This window comes from Acetobacteraceae bacterium, from assembly GCA_039613835.1.
Taxonomy (GTDB): Bacteria; Pseudomonadota; Alphaproteobacteria; order Acetobacterales; family Acetobacteraceae; genus Sorlinia.
Window position 1 is genome coordinate 1,097,947 of the sequence record CP154827.1, and the last position, 17,021, is coordinate 1,114,967.

Genomic DNA, 17,021 nt, shown 5'->3' on the forward strand with positions numbered 1-17,021 from the left:
TTAGAAGCTAAAACGCGCTTATGGCAGATCGTGACTCCAGCTCGGGGCTCCTCCCGCAAACAAGTGGTGAGTTTTCGGATATTCTCGATGCTCCCCCCGCGTTCGAAGCGCGCACCGGCGACATCGTCGTCACTGTGCGTCCCTTCTGGCTGGATGATCAATCCGCGCCGGATGAGCACCGCTATGTCTGGGCCTACACGATCCAGGTGGAAAATAACGGCACGCAAACCATCCAGATCCTGAGTCGTCATTGGTGCATCACAAATGGCAGTGGCCGATCTGATCATGTTCATGGTGAAGGGATCATCCGTGAGCAGCCGATCATCGCGAGCGGCGCCGTCTTTGAATATACATCCGGCGCCGCCCTGCATACGCCGTCAGGCATCATGCAGGGCACTTACCACGTCATCATTCCCTCAACCGGGCAACGATTTGACGTGCTCGTCCCGACTTTCAGTCTCGACAGCCCGCATTACAGAGCGACAATCCATTAGGATTTATAGGCCGCCCTGCCCTGTGAGCCGGGCCGTCTTAAGTAATATCAAGTCGCAAACAGCATGGCATTTGACGCCTGGATAAAATAAAACATTTATATGTTAAATTTTTGGTATGGAGTGATCGTGATGCGACTCGTCCAGACCACTAGAGTTTTTAAAAAGCTTTAAAAGACGCGACGTTGCAACCAACGCCCTCCGTGACGCGCTCATCACGTGAAAGTCATGTTTTCAATGTGAATTATGTGTTATAGGCGACATTGGTCGTTGATTATTGCGCCGTGTGGGACGTGCCTGACTGGGCCGACCACCTCCCTTGAAAAATAAGGAATTTCGTTTTGAGTGATATAGACCAGGCGGCAGCCGAACCTTCGCACCGTCCGCTCGCGGGGCGGATGCTTTTCGCAGCACTTCTCGCATCAATTGCAGGCTTGATGTTTGGGCTCGATATCGGCGTCATCTCTGGTGCACGTCAATTCATAGCGCATGAATTCAATGCCTCGAATACGGAGCAAGGACTTATCGTCAGCTTCATGATGTTCGGCGCGATGGCCGGGGCACTGGGTGCCAACCCGATCTCGCTTCATCTGGGGCGACGCATGGCGCTCATCATCAGCGCTTTTCTGTTCATTCTCGGCTCTCTGCTCTGCGCTTTTGCCCTCTCCGCCATTTTTCTCATGGTGGCGCGCGCGGTGCTGGGCCTCGCCGTCGGTGTCGCGAGCTTTGTCGCCCCGCTTTACATCTCGGAAGTCGCTGATGAGCGTCGCCGTGGCGGGTTGATCTCCACTTATCAGCTCATGGTCACGATCGGCATTCTCCTCGCATTCGTATCTGACGCGATTCTCGCTTACTGGTCGGCCTGGCGGATGATGCTCGGGATTGTCGCGATCCCCGGGATTCTCTTCTTCATCGGAGCGTTCTTCCTGCCGGACAGCCCGCGTTGGCTGATGCTGCGCGGACGGGAGAAGGAAGCCCTCGCCGTATTGCATGACCTGCGCGAATCCCAATCGGAAGTCGCGCGTGAGGTTGAGGACATCAAGGAACAGCTTGAGATCAAAAAAAGCCAGCGTGGTTTTGGTATGTTCCTGCAGGACAGGAATTTCCGCCGCGCCGTCTTCCTCGGCATTGTGTTGCAGCTCGTGCAGCAGCTGACCGGTATTAATGCGGTGATGTATTTCGCACCCACGATTTTTGAGAGCTCGGGCTTTGGTCAGGATGGGGCTTTGTGGAGCACCGCGATCGTCGGACTCGTCAACTGCCTCGCAACCTTCATCGCCATTAGTTACGCAGATAATTTCGGCCGCCGCAAACTCTTGACGGTCGGGTTTTTCGCGATGGCGTTGGGCATGGGCGGGCTTGCCGTCCTTTTGACAATCGGGGTGGATACGTCTCCGATCCTGCCTTACCTCTCTGTCGGCTTCCTGCTGCTTTTCATTGTCGGGTTCGCCTCCTCCGCCGGCCCAATGATCTGGGTGCTGTGCTCTGAAATTCAGCCTCTCAAAGGCCGGGATTTCGGGGTAACATGCTCGACATTCTCCAATTGGTCGACCAATTTTGTCATCGGGCTGACCTTCCTGCCGTTACTTTCCATGCTGGGCGCGGGGAACACGATGTGGCTTTTCGCCGCGCTCAATGCGGTCTTCATCATCTTCACGCAGAGTTTCGTGCCTGAAACGAAGGATGTCTCGCTCGAAAGCATTGAATCAAAATTGCGCCGCGGTATACGGCTGCGCGATATCGGGCAGTAACCTGGCTCTCTAGCGTAACTAAGCGGGCCGATGTGGTGAAAGCTGCATCGGCCCTTTTTATTTTATGGCGATCGCGCTTCGCGCGCTAACCCCGTTGCCGCGATCACAGAGCGTCATGCGTCACCTCTTGACGAAAGCGGGACAAACAAGCATTGCATGAGCCATGCGAGTAGCCGTCATTCTTCTTGCGGCCGGTACCGGTCGTCGCTTTGCCTCCGGGCTGGAACGCCTCGTCTCAAAAGGCGGTGTATCAGCCTTTTATGGCGCGGTCGGGAATGCGGCGGATCTCCCCAAGCAGTATTGGCTGTTTGATGGCAAGCCAGTCATCCGCCACGCAGCGGAAGCCCTCTTGCCTTTCGCCGATATGATTCAGCCTGTCGGTGACGCGGCGGCGCTCTCCCAGGTTCTTGACGGTTTACCGATCCTCCCGCCTGTGTCAGGCGGGGCGGAAAGGCAAGATAGTGTCCGCGCCGGGCTGGAGGCCCTGGCCACGCTTGAAACCCCTCCCGAATATGTGCTTGTCCATGACGGTGCACGCCCCTACCTGCCGCATTTTGTGACCCAGGGCGTTCTCGATGCCCTCCAGCATTACAAAGCCGCCATCCCCGCCGTTAAACTCGCGGACACCCTCAAACGTGTTGAAGGCGACGTTATCCAAGGCACGATTGACCGGGCGAATCTTCACCGCGCGCAAACCCCTCAGGGTTTTCACTTCCCGGCTCTTCTGGCCCATCACAGGCGGCATGAACGCTCTGAAACCGACGATGCCGCTTTGTTCGAGGCGGCAGGTGAAGCGGTCGCCATCGTTCCGGGCGATGAGGATAATATCAAACTTACCCAAGCGGAGGACCTGGTGCGATTGGAGAGATTGCTGGGCACGCCCCCCTGCCCGCGCACAGGGCTTGGTTACGATGTTCATGCTTTCGCGGATGACCGTGATCTGATCATTTGCGGCGTTAAAATCCCGCATGAACGCGGCCTTGCCGGGCATTCTGACGCCGATGTCGGCATCCACACATTATGCGACGCGATTTACGGCGCTTTGTCTGAAGGCGATATCGGCTATCACTTCCCGCCTTCAACGAATGAATGGAAGGATATGGACTCGGCCCGTTTCCTTATCCATGCGGGGCAGCGCATCCGTGAGCGCGGCGGTCGCCTCATTAATGCCGACATCACCATTATTTGTGAGCGCCCTAAAATCGGGCCGCATGTTGCGGCGATGCGCGCGCGGCTGGCATCCTTGCTGGAGGTCGATATGGCGCGAATTTCCGTCAAGGCAACAACGTCCGAATGCCTCGGCTTCACGGGGCGGGAGGAAGGGATCGCGGCAACGGCCGTCGCGACCGTCCTGCTGCCCTAACCAGGCGGCACGGTTTTACCGCAGCGCGTGAGGCCCCTTCGGCGCAAATTGAAAGCTGGAACCTTTACACCGCCTGACCCGTCGCGCTCAAGGCGGCGTACTGCAGCACGTGCTCTATCTCGCGACGACAGGATGCCTGTCCCGCCTCACGATCACCATCGCGCCCCCAGCGCGCCATCTGTGCGTTCTCTTCGATGAAGGCGCAGGCGATCCCCATATCAACCGTGACGGCACCATAAAGAATGGCATGGGTAAGAATGAGGCTCGCCGTCATGGATGAAAGGACAGAAAGGCCGGTCAGGGCGACATCGTCATAGCTTGATAATTTCGCTTCAACCGTCCCGATAATATCTTTCGCGATGTCGATCGGCGCGATTTCGTCAATCCAAGGCAAAGCGCACTTAAACACCTCCTCAAATTTTTCACGCGGCATCGCGAAAATTTGCGTCTGTGCCCGCCCCAGCGCGCCATCACCATGGCGGTAAAAAAGCGCGTCGGCGCTAAAGATGCCGATTAACTGCGCCACGACCTCATTTCGACGCGGCGCAACGCGTTCCAATTGCTTGGCCGCAAGTTGCGTGATCGGCATGTGCTCCGGGTTGAAAATCGTGTTTTTGCGGCAGGATCGCCATTCATCGGCAATTTTGTCAGCGAGGGCGGCGGAGGGCACAATCAAGCTTGACCCGGCTGGTAGTATTATCGGTTTCCCGTCCAGCATGATGCCCCACTTATCCGCCGCCGCGCGCTCGATAGTGACGTCAGACCAGAAGACCTTACTCCCCCTCACCGGAACAAGCCGAGGCTTTTCAACAGATCTGCCGCGCCTTTTCTCTTTTTCACCGATGCCGCACCCATTCCGGCCCGACCTTCACGCGCTGTATGCAGCCATGCGGGACAGAAATCGGTTTTCTGCTCATTGATCGTAAAGCCGGTTCGGCCATCTTCACCCTGTGCCGCGGTCACATGTGGATTTTCGAGCAATCCCTGCACACGCAGGCGCTTTGAGACACCCGCCCCGGCGACGGAAATGACCGGCTTAATGCTGAAATCGATCGTTTCACTCTCCCGGTCAAATATCCCATGACCTGACAGTTCCACAGGTGCGGCATCCAGTCCGATCAGATCAACATTGAGTTGCGTCGGCGCCACATTCATATGCAGCCCGAAACACCGCACGGGGAGTTCACTCCCATCCAGAAAAGCCCCGACCCCACCTTTAAGGTACGGCCGGAAGGGAGCCGTCCGAATCCGCCCACTCACCATGGAAAGGCCGAGATGGCCCGTCATGTGGCGTCGAAACGCGTCGCGTGTGTCCGCTGGCCCCTGGAGATTACCCACAACCTCAACCGGTCCACTCAGGAAGGGGGCCATATCAAGCGCGCCGAGCAATAACTCCGCCGGAACCGTCACGGGCGACGCATGGAGTGCGAGAGTCGGGGAGGACGTGTCACCGTGATAAACGACGCCGCCCGCCATCATGCCGGTTTTGGCGCTGTTCTCAGAAAGATCCAGACGCCAGACTTGATTGGCATAATCTGCACTGAGTTTGACATTATCATAAAGCTGGTCGCCAAATTTGAGGTTCTTCCCGTTCGCAATGATGGACCAGTCGAATTTATCGGCCACGCCATCAGAGAGACGCTGCCAGCTATCCTGCGCCCAATGACTTCTGATCGCCGCTTCATCCGGCGGAGGCGCAATCTCTGCCACCGTGGCGACGTCTGCCGGTGGCGGAACGGCAGGGGAAGACGTCGCTTCTGATCGCGCTTCCGGCTTTGGCGCGATGACAGGTGGAGGCGCCGTCTGCTTAAGGTTGAGGAAATCAACATGCGTGACGTCAAACTGCGCCTCAACCTTACCGCGTGATGTTGCGTCAGGCGGTAAGGTCACATGGCCCTGTCCGTTAAGGCTCAAAGCGCGGCTTCTGATTTTGAGGCTCTTAACGTCGAGGGAAGTGCCGAAATGCGCCTCCGCGCGGGCGTCAAAAATGGCGTCTTCAAGAAGGATCGGCCCGACAGGAAGGAATTGCGTGCGGCCATCCATATCAAATGACGCCTCCGAACGCCCCGCATGACCATTGACGTGAATTACGCCATCCCGGTCAAAAAAAGCAATCCGGTGCGTGTTCGGCGCCAGACGCGCTGAAAAGGGAAGGGTTTTTTCAAAATGACTATGCAGGGAGTCATTGAGGTCAGACAAAGTCGGGACGGTCGCCTGAATGGCCCAATCCTTCCCGGGGGATGAAATGACAGTCGAGAATTTCAACGCATCCCGCGTATTCCGGGCGGACACGCTGATATTTCGCCCTTCAAAAAAACCGGGCACATGTAAATAGCCAATATCAAGATCCGCCATCTCCAGCGCCAGGGACTGATACCAGGGGCGTTCATCCTTATCCCGACGGGCCGGATCCTCCGAAAGCGGGTGATCACTAAAGACGACCCGCCCGGAAAGCCCCTCGATATTCGGCAGGCGAACATGACTGAAGATCGCCTGAAGCTGCTGCGTCCGGCGCATCCGCGCTTTAATTTCTCCCGACCAGCCGCGCAAATGCATAACATCCCGCAAAGCGCCGGAGTAATTCACCCAGCCATCCTCACGATCACCGGAGCCGAGGATCAGGCCCAACCCGATATGCCAGGGTTTGCGCGGATTTTGAAAGTCTGCGAATGAGCCAACATGACCGCTGAGGCTGAAAGGTGTCTCACCATGACGCGCATGCACTTCAATCGCCGGTGCGTTTGAGCGAAGCCCGTCAAACGTCGCATTCTCTATCATAACCTGCCCGGAGCGATGGGTGAGCTGATCATCCAGGCTGCAAATGACGTTGCGCAGCCTGATCCCCGCAAGATGCACGCGATATTTCTGCTTCTGGCCTGACTTAACGTGCCCATCGGTTGAATCGGGGTGCGCCTCATGCACAGGGTGAAGCATCCAGCTCGCGTGACCGGACGCATCTCGGCGGATGTTGATCTGGCCATTTGCAAGGTCAATCCGCTTGATGCGGAGGTTGTGATGCACGAGGGGCAGAATATCGACCGCCACCCGGGCGGAACTCACCTGCGCCATCGGCGGGCCTTCCGAGAAATCCGGGTCGCGGAGCGTGACATGTTCCAGCGTCAAACCAATTTGCGGAAAAGCCGGAACCCGGACCCCGTCAAATTGAAGATCATCCCCCGTATGCGCCTTGACCAGCGCGATGAGATGCTGCCGGTCGATCAAACGGCTGAGGATGATCTGTGTCGCAACGATACCAATCGCGGCCAGACTCAAAATAACGACTAAACCCGCCAATATGCGCTTCATCATGAACCCGCCTTGTTTTTTGAACGTTTCGCCTTCGGGGTCTCGCCCGCCGCAAATCCAAGGCGGCGGAACGTTTCACTCATATGGGGCGGCAGCGGCGCGGCGACGCTCAACATACCGCCCTCAGGATGCGGGATTTCGAGATACCTTGCATGAAGATGAAGGCGATCTTCGAAACCCTCGATGTGGGTTTTATCCCCGCCATATTTCGGGTCACCCAATGTCGGTGTCCCGAGGCTTTCACAATGCACGCGCAATTGATGTGTCCGCCCCGTCAGAGGGTTGAGTTGCAGCCAGGTCAGTTTGCGCCCCGCCGCATCAACAACCTCATAATCCGTCAAAGCCCGCTGGGCGTCGGCATCCTTGCGGTCCGCCGCCATCATCAATGCGCCCTGCCCGGCCCCCAACTTCACGAGGGGTTGATCAATTGTACCGGATTGCGGGGAGGGTCGCCCGACCACCACCGCCCAATAGGTTTTCCGCACATGGCGCCCGCGAAAGGCCGCCGCCAGTTTCGCCGCCACACCCGGCGTGCGCGCCACCAGGAGGAGCCCCGACGTGTCACGGTCAATGCGATGAACGAGGCGGGGACGCTCCACCTCCCCCTCCCGCAGCCCATCGAGCATCATGTCAATATGCGTTGTGATCCCCGGCCCACCCTGCGTCCCCAGCCCGGACGGTTTATTGAGCACAATCAACGCTTTATCCTGATAGACAACCATACGTTGGATGTCGCGGATCAGGCTGGGGTCAAGGGGGCGCTTCTGCCTACCTTGCGGCGCAAGCGCCCCTGCGGGCAAAGGAGGGATCCGGAGATTCTGCCCGGCAATGACGCGCGTTGATGCTGTGACGCGCTTTCCATCAAGGCGAATCTGCCCCGTTCGACATAATTTTTGCAGGGCCCCTTGGGTAAGAGAAGGATAATGCCGGCGGAACCAGCGATCGACCCTCATCTCGGCCTCATCCTGGTCGATAACACGTGTCATGACACTCATGACCCACGCCTTGCCCGGAGTCGTGCATAATTGTCCAGAACTTTTGTAATTTCGGCCTCATGGCCGCGTGGCGTCGGGCGGTAAAATGTTACGCGCGCCATGTCATCGGGAAAGAAATTCTGACCCGAAAACCCATCTTCCGCATCGTGATCATATTCATAGCCTTTCCCGTAACCGATTTCCCGCATCAATTGGGTGGGCGCATTACGGATATGTAAAGGCGGGCCGAGGCTGCCCGTCTCACGCGCCGTGGCCCGCGCCATTTTATAGGCGGTATAGACAGCGTTTGACTTCGGGGCCGTGGCCAGATGCACAATGAGTTGGGCCAAAGCCAGCTCGCCTTCCGGGCTACCGAGGCGCTCATAACTCTGCCATGCCGCGATGGAAAGTGGCAGAGCGGTCGGGTCAGCCATACCGATGTCCTCCGCGGCAAAACGGTTCAGCCGGCGAGCGATGTAGCGCGGATCCTCCCCCCCTTCCAACATGCGGGCAAACCAGTAAAGCGCCGCATCAGGGTCAGAGCCGCGCAGAGATTTATGCAGGGCGGAGATGAGGTTATAATGCTCTTCCCGGTCCCGATCATATAAGGCGGCGCGACGCGTGAGGATGGCGGACAAAGCCGTTGAATCAAGGAGGGCATCCGTTTTGAGGGAGAGGAGTTGCTCCGCGAGGTTCAGCAGGTAGCGCCCATCCCCGTCCGCCATCGCGCGCAGGCTGGCGCGCGCATCCGGTGTCAGCGGAAGCGTCCGCCCTACATCATCTTCGGTGCGCTGAAGCAGCGCTTCAAGCGCGGCATCATCCAATCGGTTAAGAATAAGAACCTGACAACGTGAGAGGAGCGCACTATTCAGGGAAAAGGATGGATTTTCGGTCGTGGCACCGACCAGCACAACCGTCCCCTTTTCCACAAACGGGAGGAAACTATCCTGCTGGGCACGGTTGAAACGATGGATCTCATCCACAAACAAGAGAGTGCCCCGCCCGGATGCGGCCTGGTAGCGTTGCGCTGCGTCAAATTCCTTCTTAAGCTCCGCAACACCGGAGAACACGGCGGATATTGGCGCGAAACGCAGTCCGGCCTCACCCGCCAGAAGGCGCGCCATCGTGGTTTTGCCGCAACCCGGCCCGCCCCACAAAATGAGGCTTGAAAGGCTCAACTGCATTAACATGCGCGTGATGCGCCCATCCTCGCCAAGGAGATGCGCCTGCCCCACAACGTCACGCAGCCGCGTCGGGCGGAGGCGGTCCGCGAGGGGCCGGGTTTTCGATGTCATATTGGTTTGGGTGCGTCGGGGATCTGAATCCGGCGGTGACGCGGTGCCAAACAAATCATCTTCGGCTGCTGCACCCATCGAACCCTCCCCCATCCCTCACACCGCTTGGTCAGCGTTAAGGCCCTTCACATCACACTCTATTCGTTGAAGGATCGTATCACGCCAGGCAGAAAAACGGAAAACGGATTGGCTTCAAGATGAGGATCTTTGAAATCACCCGTGATCACATAAGTCGCGGCAAAAACGCCCCCTTCTTTTTCCGGGGAGAAGAGATGGCCGAGTTTCGGGAAGCGTCCCAATATCGCATTAAACCCGAAAGCCGGAACGACCGTCCCATGCAGGTCGAGCTTTTCCCGGCGCAAATCGATAAGGCCGCGCAGCGTCGCCCCAAGGGCGCGATTGCCGAAATAACCATCTTGTATCAGGATTTGAGAGGGGTCAATCGTGAGTTTGGCATGAAGGCAATCCAACGCAAAACGCTACGGATTGGTCTTTGACCAATCCGCCAATGCGGCATGGGCCAACGTTTGCAGCAGGCGTGGCGGCTTACGGAAGTTGAGAGCACCGACATCCAGTTGGCCGCGCATCCGCGGGAGGGCCTGACAGCAATCCCCCTCTGTCACACCATCAAAGGCGAGATGTCCGCCTTCAAGCCGATCATAGATGGCGAGATTTTCAAGACTTCTCCCCAGATTTTGCACGCGAATCTGCAAATGCGCGCGCTGCCCCTGGGGTGTGAGTTCCGCACTAAGGGGGAAACACCGCCCGCATATAATGTCCCGCGCCTGACACGTATCCCCTGCCCTGCTGAAGTGATCTGTAAATCCCGATAAATGGCGCGCCCATGATAAACGACGTCATCAGCACGCAAAGAAGCCTGCCAGTGCGCAGCCTCTTGAGACACGGGATGCGCCTTTGGCGTTTGTCGAGCGGCTTTGAGCGATGCAGCATTTTCCGGCGTTTGCAGCCATGGCGTGATGTCGAGCGTCGAAAGCTTGAGGCGCGCATCAACAGGCGTTTCGTGGCGCGCTGGAAACACGATACGGCCCGTCCCTGAACTACCAGCAAGGCGCATTTTATCAAGTGTCAGAATGGAAATCTTGCCATGATCGGTTTGCCCCCAGCCTGACACGTCGATATTGTCCCCGGTAATGGCAAAACGCGGCAGATCCGTTATAACGCGGTTATGAAATTTGACCTCCGCCATCGCCTTGGCGGCCATACCGGGCGGCTTTTGCCATAGGGGGAATGAAATCCCGGCTTCATGCAGGTCGAGCGATGTCTGGAGCGATGCGTGACCGTTCTCCGTCGCCGCGTAATGTGATTTTAAAAGCGCATGACCCCGAAACCAGAATTCCGCATCGGGCAGGATTTTGCGAAGGTCGCCCGGCGTCACGACGGATTTTGCCCGGAAAGCATCGGGCGACGCATCAGAATCCAGCGGGAACTGCATGGCAAGCTGCGCATCGACCTGCCCGGACGACTTCGTGAACGGTAATTTTTTGCCTTTCAGCAATTTTAATTCTGGCTCCGACAGAACATTAATGAAGCCGGACAGGTCACCCACCAGATTGAGTTTGAGATCCGCCATTTGGGAGGCGTCAAACAGTCCGTTAATGCGCATATGCCCGCCCTTCAATCTCAGGAAGCGGCCATTCTGCCCGCCCGGGGCATTGCCGGATGATGTCAGGCGTGATGTCTGCCACCCGCGCAGAAAGGCGATATCGAGCGCATCCTTTTGCGTGATCGACAGATCCGCATCGAGGTAAATGCCCGGCGGGATGGGACGTCGTCAGAAAAGCGTCGCGTCCCGCACATGCCATTTCCCCTCGAGGCCCGCAATATCGAGTTTACCGAACCCCTTCGGGCTGGCGAGCTGCGCCGTGACATCAAGACCCTCCGTCCTGCCCTGCATCAAATTCTGCTCGACCCAGAGCCTGACCGGCGGGATGAACTGCATCGGCCATATCGTCATCAATTGCGGGATTTGGATGGGTCCGGGGAAAGTGGCATGGATGTCACCATCAATATTTTTCGGAGCAGCAAAATGGTCGAGATTGAGCTGCCCTTCCGCCGTGAAATCATGCATCTTTCCGTCAGCACCGCGCATTTGCAGGGAAAGGTGAGAGAGTGTAAGGCGCGCCGCATCATCCACCTCGGTTTTGCGTCGCAGCATGGAGAGGATAGGTCGTTCCGAGTTTGACGCTGCATCCGGCGGGGTTGCGGTGATGGCGGCCATACCGCCCCCGAGAGATAATGCCGGTCCATTTTTCTGCTGAATATGCCCCGAACCCAGCTTCCCTTCTCCATCAATTTGCGTCAGATGAATTTGAGAGTCCGGGAGCACCATCATTGCCGGCCCGTGCGTGCGAAGTGTGACGGTGCCTGTCAATGTGGCAGGCATCTGCCAGCTTGCGGCGGGGGGCAGAAAATTTTGCAAGTCAGCAAGGTTCCGCATCGGCAGGACGCCCTGCCAGATTGACCCGTCCGGCAATGAATGGGTCGTGACTGCAATATGTCCGAGATTTTGAGGGCCGGCACGCACGCCGCCTTCCAGAGCGCCATCCCAGGACAAAGTGTAATGCCCTGTATAAGCTCGCGATAAAGCACCCTGCGCCGCGTCGAGGCTCAGGTGTTTGCCGGAGGCACTGTCGAGGAGGCTGACCGACACATGGTCAATTTTCAGCTCATGCAGGAGGCGGAGGGAGAAAGGCGGGATGGGATACATGTGACGGCGCGCATCGGGCCAATCCATATCAAGATCACCATCCTCGAAAAACCGCAATTTTACGAAACCATGGTCAGCAATCAGAGTGACGGGTCGGAAACGCTTGTGGAGAAGATAGCGCGGCAGGAGACGTATATAAGCGTGCTGCGCTGATACGAGAACATCGCCATCGCGCCCGTTGATTTTGAGATCATCAGCCCAGACGCCAAAGCCCGAAGGCAGGCCGTGCGCCGGACTACGCCAGCCTATCCTAAACCGCGCCGCGGAGAGGCGGTCCGCAGGGGGAGGCGCGCAAAAGGCTCCGTTCAATTGATATCGGGAAGAAACGCGAGATGATCGGGGTAACATCCACCGGGCCCGACCGAAACTGAATGACCAGATAAATGAGACCCAGCGCGGATAGCGCGGCAATCACAAAGGCGCCATAAAGCGCCCTACGCCAGAAAGAGGATGTCCCGGCTTTCACCGATGCCGGTGTGCCACGTTCCACCAATTTAAAGCTCGGAGGCGGTTTCCTTGACGAGGCGGGCATGTTCCGCGGCTTTGACGTTTCGCCATACGAAGCGGATTTTGCCATCGCGATCAATCAGGAAGGAGCTTCGCTGGATGCCAAGATAGGTTTTGCCATAATTCTTCTTTTCAACCCAGACATCGTAGATTTTCAACCCAGACATCGTAGATTTTTGACAAAGCGTGATCCGCATCGCTTGCCAAAGGGAAGGTCAGACTGAATTTTTCAGCAAATTTATCAAGTTTGGGCACCGGGTCGGGGCTGACGCCGATCACCTGAAGGCCAAGCCTCTGTAATTGCGGCAGATTACTTTGCAGGTCACAGGCCTGCGTTGTGCAACCCGGCGTATCAGCCTTGGGATAAAAATAGAGAAAGTAGGGCTGCCCCTGATAATCCGTGTCCTGCACCGTGCGCCCCCCTGATGCCTGAAGGGAAAATTTCGGCGCTTTGTCTCCAACGTCGATCATACGAGCTTCTCCGTCCTGATGAGTGCCCGTTATCTTTAGCGCAGCTGACGATGCCGCGCAGATATCGAGGCGACCCTGGGGCAATTGGCTTGGACGACCCTCATAGCGTAAACCACGTCGAACGCCCACCCTGCAAACAGGTCAAGTTATTTAAGGTTCGATTTTATTTCGCCCTATGTGGCCTGCGCGGACCCGGATCGCGCCCTGAGGAGAGCGCTGAACCTCAGGGTACAGGCTGAAACCATGGTGGGGCGGGCGGCAATTCAGGCGGCGGGGGCGGATAGACTGGGGCATTGATGACATTGATCTGCACCGGCGAAACGACCTGATGCGCGCTTGAAGCGACCTCCATGCCAACAGCCCCGCCAAGCAGCTCGCCAACGACAAGCCTCGTGCCAAGGCCATTGCCGCCATACCAGTAACCCGGCCCCCAGCCCCAACCCCAACCGTCATTGAAAACAGGCGGCGGCGGGAGGGGTAGCCCGAAGCGCGGCCCCCAGAATGGCCCACACGGGCCGAAATAAGGCCACCTTACCGGCCCGAATCGATGGTGACCGCCGCGATGGAATCCGTGCCCGTAAGGTTGCGCCATCACAGGCGAGAACAGGCTGATTGAAAGGCCCAGCGAAGCCACTGTCAGTGTTTTGAGAAAAATGCTCCGCATCATAGGCTCCTGAATGGCGATTGTGTCGCGCGGCATTTTTGCAGCGCGCCGGATCTGTTTTCAGATGGGCGCGGAAACATGCCGGGAAAACGGCAAAAAGCTGTTTATTTTGTGACAAAATGAGTCAGATACATGCCAGCGCACCGCGTGGTAGATGGTTGCGGCGCTTTCCCCGGCATCATCCTCGCTTTCTTCAATGTTTCTCTTTGTCACTTTTGACAGGGAGGGCATTATAACCCGCAGGCACGTCAAAAACTGAACCGGGCAGTTCGCGGTAACTGACCTGTTTGGCGACGAGCTTGCCATTAACGCCATCGGCATCGACCCCCTCCTCCGACAAGATGACACCGTCATCCGTTACACATGCGGTCGCGGCACCGTACCGACTGGTGATCGCCCAGCGCGTGCAGGTCAGCTCCGCTACATTCGCCTGGCCCTGCGGGGTGAAAGCCATGGAGAGATCGAGCATAAACGGGTTTCTCAAACCCACTTTGAGGGAGAAGCGGTTATAGAGCTTCTGCTGATGACGGATCAGCGTGACGAAATGATCTTTGCGATTGAAAATCGTGGTCGCAATATGTTGCGGTCCGTCAACCCGCATAAAATCGCCACCCGCCTTGAAAGATACGGTCACATCCAGAGGTTTAGGAAATTTCTTGGGCTGCACCGCGTAGGTGACTTCAGCATCGCGCATCGGCGTCAAGGATGGATGTTGGGAGGCGGTTCCGCTCTCTTTTCCGACCGCAGGTTTGACTTGCGCAAAGGCCGTTAGTGACGCTCCCGGCATCAAGATACCTGCAATGATGGCGGCACTAAAAGCAGCGAGACATGTTTTTGAGAACATCAGCGGAAAATCCTTCCCGGAAAATTAAATTCATCGTCAGGCCGCGTCGCGGACCTTCAAAGATTGAATCTCCGGCATCAAAGCATCCAACCTGACATCGGCACACCAGACCACGTCGCGTTGAAGTGCCTCGGAAAGGGCGTCCTGGTAATGCGATGCGTCCCAGATGAGACAGCCGAATTACGCAAGGTGCGACGTTGGATATTGCGTGTCAAGCAAGGCGAAGCCCTGTCGGCGAAGAGTCGCGACCAGGTGAACCAGCGCGATCTTTGAGGCATCTCTAGCGCGCGAGACCATCGTTTCACCAAAAAACGCGCCACCCATATGGATGCCGAACAAACCACCCACGAGTTCTCGCCCCGCCTAGATTTCAACAGAATGCGCGTATCCGGTCTCAAATAACGCCAGATAGAGTTTTCTGAGGGGTTGGTTGATCCAGGTCTCCGTGCGGGTTGGATGTTCGGCCGCACAAAGATCCAGGATGCGCACAAAATCGCGGTCGGACGTCACGTCATATCGACCGGCGAGAACCGTGCGGCGCAGGCGCCGGGGGAGGTGAAACCGGTCATTTAGCGGCATCACTCCGCGTTGCGTCGGCTGAAACCAGAGCAAGACATCATCATCCGCATTGTCCACCATCAGGAAACGCCCGTGATGATAACCCTCAAGCATATCCTGCATTGTAAAAGGGCGGGTCCGCTGACATGACGTTTTACCGCTCGCCATATAATGTTATGATGGCACGGGGCCTGGGTCGCAATGGAGAGCATTTTGGAACTAACAAAAGCCTTTCTCGTCTCTTTCTTTTTCATGCAGATGATCTATATTTTTTGCCCGCGCCTGGGGGGATTATGGTTCATCATATCGACAGTAAGCCTTCTCGGTGCGTTGGCAGGTTGTGTCTTTGAAGGCATCCTCATGCTCGGAAAAATCCATCACGTCGCTGAACGTCCCTTCACGCACAGCCTCGGCCATATGGTCAGCTGTTTCACGCACGCTCATGCCATGGGTGCGCCCCAACCGGCGGATCGTAAAATGTGCCCGCGCGAGTGAGCGGTAATGTGCCAGAAATGCCGCATTCAACGACGCACCGCAAAGCGCACCCGCGACCGGCATCATCTGGAGGGCAAATTTGCGCGACAGGCCCATCCCGTAATGAGACGCGACCTCTCCAATCAGCATCACAATCGGCCGCCCCCGCATCAAGGCGCGCGCGGAAAAGAATCCGAGTTCACTCTCCTCACCCTGCGCCGTCGAGGCGAAGCTCCGCAGGGTAAAGACTTCCAGACACGCCCGGCGCGTATCCGGGTCGGACAGATCCTCCCCCTCCTGCCGGGCGATATTGGCGATTTCACGGATAATGGTGAGGGTGGTGAAACCCACATCGGGCAAAAGGCCGAGCGCCCCACTAAACCCCCCGACCGCGCCGGATATCGCCACCGCAACCTGAGCGCCCCCTTCTCTGAGGCGATGACGCGGACGCGCCGCGGGCTTTGACATTCCCATAATCGCGACATCAAAGGCACGGGTGATGGCGACTTCCGCAATGCCCTGAAACTTGGCCTGTAAAGACGGTGCAAGCCCGATCCCCTGAAGGCTCAGCCGGGCGGCCTGCCCGATCGCGCCGCCCATGAGATCAGCCAGCCGGACAAGTAAACCGCGGCCTTTTTCAACATCGGCAAGGGCGCCCTGTAATTGCTGCAATGAATCGGCATCGAGTTTCGACCGGATGACTGCAGAACCCGGTGACGACGCATCAGATGACGTCATGGCGCGACCCTCCTCAATAAATATGTTTCGATAGTAGCACGGTGCTGAGCCGGATGCACACGCCACCACGGTGAAAGAATAAATGATGCGACCTTGCATCATCGTGAAAAGCGACGATGTTTTATGTCTCAGTTGTTGAAGTTCCGGTCGGTACATTCATTGACGGAGGGCTTGTCCCGCGCCACAAATTCAAACGATCGTCGCCTCTCCTCGACTCGCGCCCACATTTTAAACAAAAACGACGTGAAAAGGCCGCCACGACATGAATCGAGACGTTAAAAGCCAGGGCATCCAGACAGTGAACCCGGCAACGGGCGCGGATCTCGCCTTCCACCCCTTCATTGAGGATAATGCGGTGGATGGTGTACTCCAACGGGCAGCCCTGGGCTTTGAGACGTGGCGGGATATGGGCATGACGGCCCGGCTCGAGCTTCTGAAACAATTCGGTGCCGCGATTGAGAGTGCCAAGGAAAATCTCGCCCATCAGGCCAGTATTGAAATGGGCAAGCCAAATCACCCAGTCTTTGGCGGAGATTGACCGCTGCGTGCAATTGACGCGCTGAATCGTCGATCATACGCCCAAAATCCTGACGCCGCGGAAAGTGAATATACCCACCGGGCGCGCCTGGCTCCGTTTTGACCCGGTCGGCACTGTTTTTGGCATTACGCCCTGGAACTTCCCTCTTTACCAGATCATTCGCGCCGCCGTGCCCATCATGGCGGGTGGCAATGGCTACCTCGTTAAACCCGCAGAATGCACCATGCAATGCGGCTTGATGCTGAATGATATTGCCGCGTCCGTCGGGATGGGTGACGTCTTCATTGCCGCGAATTTCCGGCGTGAACATTCCCGGCAG

Annotated in this window: 14 protein-coding genes and 2 pseudogenes; 4 read left to right on the plus strand and 12 right to left on the minus strand. The window is 57.2% G+C overall.

Translation table 11 applies throughout. The features are described from left to right. Positions 1–20 precede the first annotated feature (20 nt). The 3 genes from apaG to ispF all read left to right on the plus strand — a co-directional run bounded on the left by apaG (position 21) and on the right by ispF (position 3,605). On the plus strand, positions 21–494 hold the full coding sequence (gene apaG / locus AAYR33_06085; GenBank protein XAO70650.1) for a Co2+/Mg2+ efflux protein ApaG: 474 nt from the start codon (positions 21–23) through the stop codon (positions 492–494). A 338-nt stretch (positions 495–832) separates the two neighbouring features. Continuing rightward, positions 833–2,242 carry a sugar porter family MFS transporter gene (locus AAYR33_06090; GenBank protein ID XAO70651.1) on the plus strand — a complete coding sequence of 470 codons (1,410 nt, stop codon included), beginning with the start codon at positions 833–835 and terminating at the stop codon, positions 2,240–2,242. A gap of 163 nt (positions 2,243–2,405) precedes the next feature. After that, the gene (gene ispF / locus AAYR33_06095; protein XAO70652.1) at positions 2,406–3,605 is read left to right on the plus strand and encodes a 2-C-methyl-D-erythritol 2,4-cyclodiphosphate synthase; all 1,200 of its coding nucleotides are present in this window, start codon (positions 2,406–2,408) and stop codon (positions 3,603–3,605) included. A 64-nt stretch (positions 3,606–3,669) separates the two neighbouring features. Here the strand turns inward: ispF and AAYR33_06100 are convergent, their stop codons facing one another. From AAYR33_06100 to AAYR33_06155, 12 genes and pseudogenes are all read right to left on the minus strand, one after another. Then, positions 3,670–4,392, minus strand: a complete 723-nt coding sequence (locus AAYR33_06100; protein XAO70653.1) for an ATP12 family protein — start codon at positions 4,390–4,392, stop codon at positions 3,670–3,672. After that, entirely contained in the window at positions 4,389–6,914 is a 2,526-nt protein-coding gene (locus AAYR33_06105) for an AsmA family protein (protein ID XAO70654.1), read from the minus strand. The genes AAYR33_06100 and AAYR33_06105 overlap by 4 nt, the downstream gene beginning before the upstream one ends. Next, complete coding sequence (locus AAYR33_06110; protein ID XAO70655.1) at positions 6,911–7,906, minus strand: RluA family pseudouridine synthase; 996 nt, start codon at positions 7,904–7,906, stop codon at positions 6,911–6,913. The genes AAYR33_06105 and AAYR33_06110 overlap by 4 nt, the downstream gene beginning before the upstream one ends. After that, positions 7,903–9,258, minus strand: coding sequence for a replication-associated recombination protein A (locus AAYR33_06115; GenBank protein ID XAO70656.1), 1,356 nt, complete (start codon positions 9,256–9,258; stop codon positions 7,903–7,905). The genes AAYR33_06110 and AAYR33_06115 overlap by 4 nt, the downstream gene beginning before the upstream one ends. A gap of 59 nt (positions 9,259–9,317) precedes the next feature. After that, positions 9,318–9,650, minus strand: a complete 333-nt coding sequence (locus AAYR33_06120; GenBank protein XAO70657.1) for an AsmA-like C-terminal region-containing protein — start codon at positions 9,648–9,650, stop codon at positions 9,318–9,320. Positions 9,651–9,799: 149 nt separating this feature from the next. After that, a complete protein-coding gene (locus AAYR33_06125; GenBank protein XAO70658.1) occupies positions 9,800–10,804 on the minus strand; it encodes a hypothetical protein in 1,005 nt (334 codons plus the stop codon). A 168-nt stretch (positions 10,805–10,972) separates the two neighbouring features. Next, positions 10,973–12,217, minus strand: a complete 1,245-nt coding sequence (locus tag AAYR33_06130; protein XAO70659.1) for a hypothetical protein — start codon at positions 12,215–12,217, stop codon at positions 10,973–10,975. 185 nt (positions 12,218–12,402) lie between these two features. Continuing rightward, positions 12,403–12,886 (minus strand): annotated as a pseudogene (bcp, locus tag AAYR33_06135) (thioredoxin-dependent thiol peroxidase). Between the two features lie 223 nt (positions 12,887–13,109). After that, positions 13,110–13,586: a hypothetical protein gene (locus tag AAYR33_06140; protein XAO70660.1), complete on the minus strand. Its 477-nt coding sequence runs from the start codon at positions 13,584–13,586 to the stop codon at positions 13,110–13,112. A gap of 157 nt (positions 13,587–13,743) precedes the next feature. Continuing rightward, entirely contained in the window at positions 13,744–14,394 is a 651-nt protein-coding gene (locus AAYR33_06145; protein ID XAO70661.1) for a hypothetical protein, read from the minus strand. Positions 14,395–14,574: 180 nt separating this feature from the next. Then, positions 14,575–15,120 (minus strand): annotated as a pseudogene (gene aat / locus AAYR33_06150) (leucyl/phenylalanyl-tRNA--protein transferase). Positions 15,121–15,243: 123 nt separating this feature from the next. Next, complete coding sequence (locus tag AAYR33_06155; GenBank protein ID XAO70662.1) at positions 15,244–16,164, minus strand: EcsC family protein; 921 nt, start codon at positions 16,162–16,164, stop codon at positions 15,244–15,246. 262 nt (positions 16,165–16,426) lie between these two features. Here AAYR33_06155 and AAYR33_06160 point away from each other — a divergent pair, with 262 nt between their 5' ends. Continuing rightward, positions 16,427–16,702, plus strand: a complete 276-nt coding sequence (locus AAYR33_06160) for an aldehyde dehydrogenase family protein (GenBank protein XAO70663.1) — start codon at positions 16,427–16,429, stop codon at positions 16,700–16,702. The last annotated feature ends 319 nt before the right edge of the window (positions 16,703–17,021 follow it).

Coding starts and splice junctions, on each gene's coding strand:
- AAYR33_06125 (XAO70658.1), bottom strand. CDS start 10,804: ATGCGCATTAACGGACTGTTTGACGCCTCCCAAATGGCGGATCTCAAA.
- ispF (XAO70652.1), top strand. CDS start 2,406: ATGCGAGTAGCCGTCATTCTTCTTGCGGCCGGTACCGGTCGTCGCTTT.
- AAYR33_06105 (XAO70654.1), bottom strand. CDS start 6,914: ATGATGAAGCGCATATTGGCGGGTTTAGTCGTTATTTTGAGTCTGGCC.
- apaG (XAO70650.1), top strand. CDS start 21: ATGGCAGATCGTGACTCCAGCTCGGGGCTCCTCCCGCAAACAAGTGGT.
- AAYR33_06140 (XAO70660.1), bottom strand. CDS start 13,586: ATGCCGCGCGACACAATCGCCATTCAGGAGCCTATGATGCGGAGCATT.
- AAYR33_06110 (XAO70655.1), bottom strand. CDS start 7,906: ATGAGTGTCATGACACGTGTTATCGACCAGGATGAGGCCGAGATGAGG.
- AAYR33_06115 (XAO70656.1), bottom strand. CDS start 9,258: ATGGGTGCAGCAGCCGAAGATGATTTGTTTGGCACCGCGTCACCGCCG.
- AAYR33_06145 (XAO70661.1), bottom strand. CDS start 14,394: ATGTTCTCAAAAACATGTCTCGCTGCTTTTAGTGCCGCCATCATTGCA.
- AAYR33_06155 (XAO70662.1), bottom strand. CDS start 16,164: ATGACGTCATCTGATGCGTCGTCACCGGGTTCTGCAGTCATCCGGTCG.
- AAYR33_06160 (XAO70663.1), top strand. CDS start 16,427: ATGAATCGAGACGTTAAAAGCCAGGGCATCCAGACAGTGAACCCGGCA.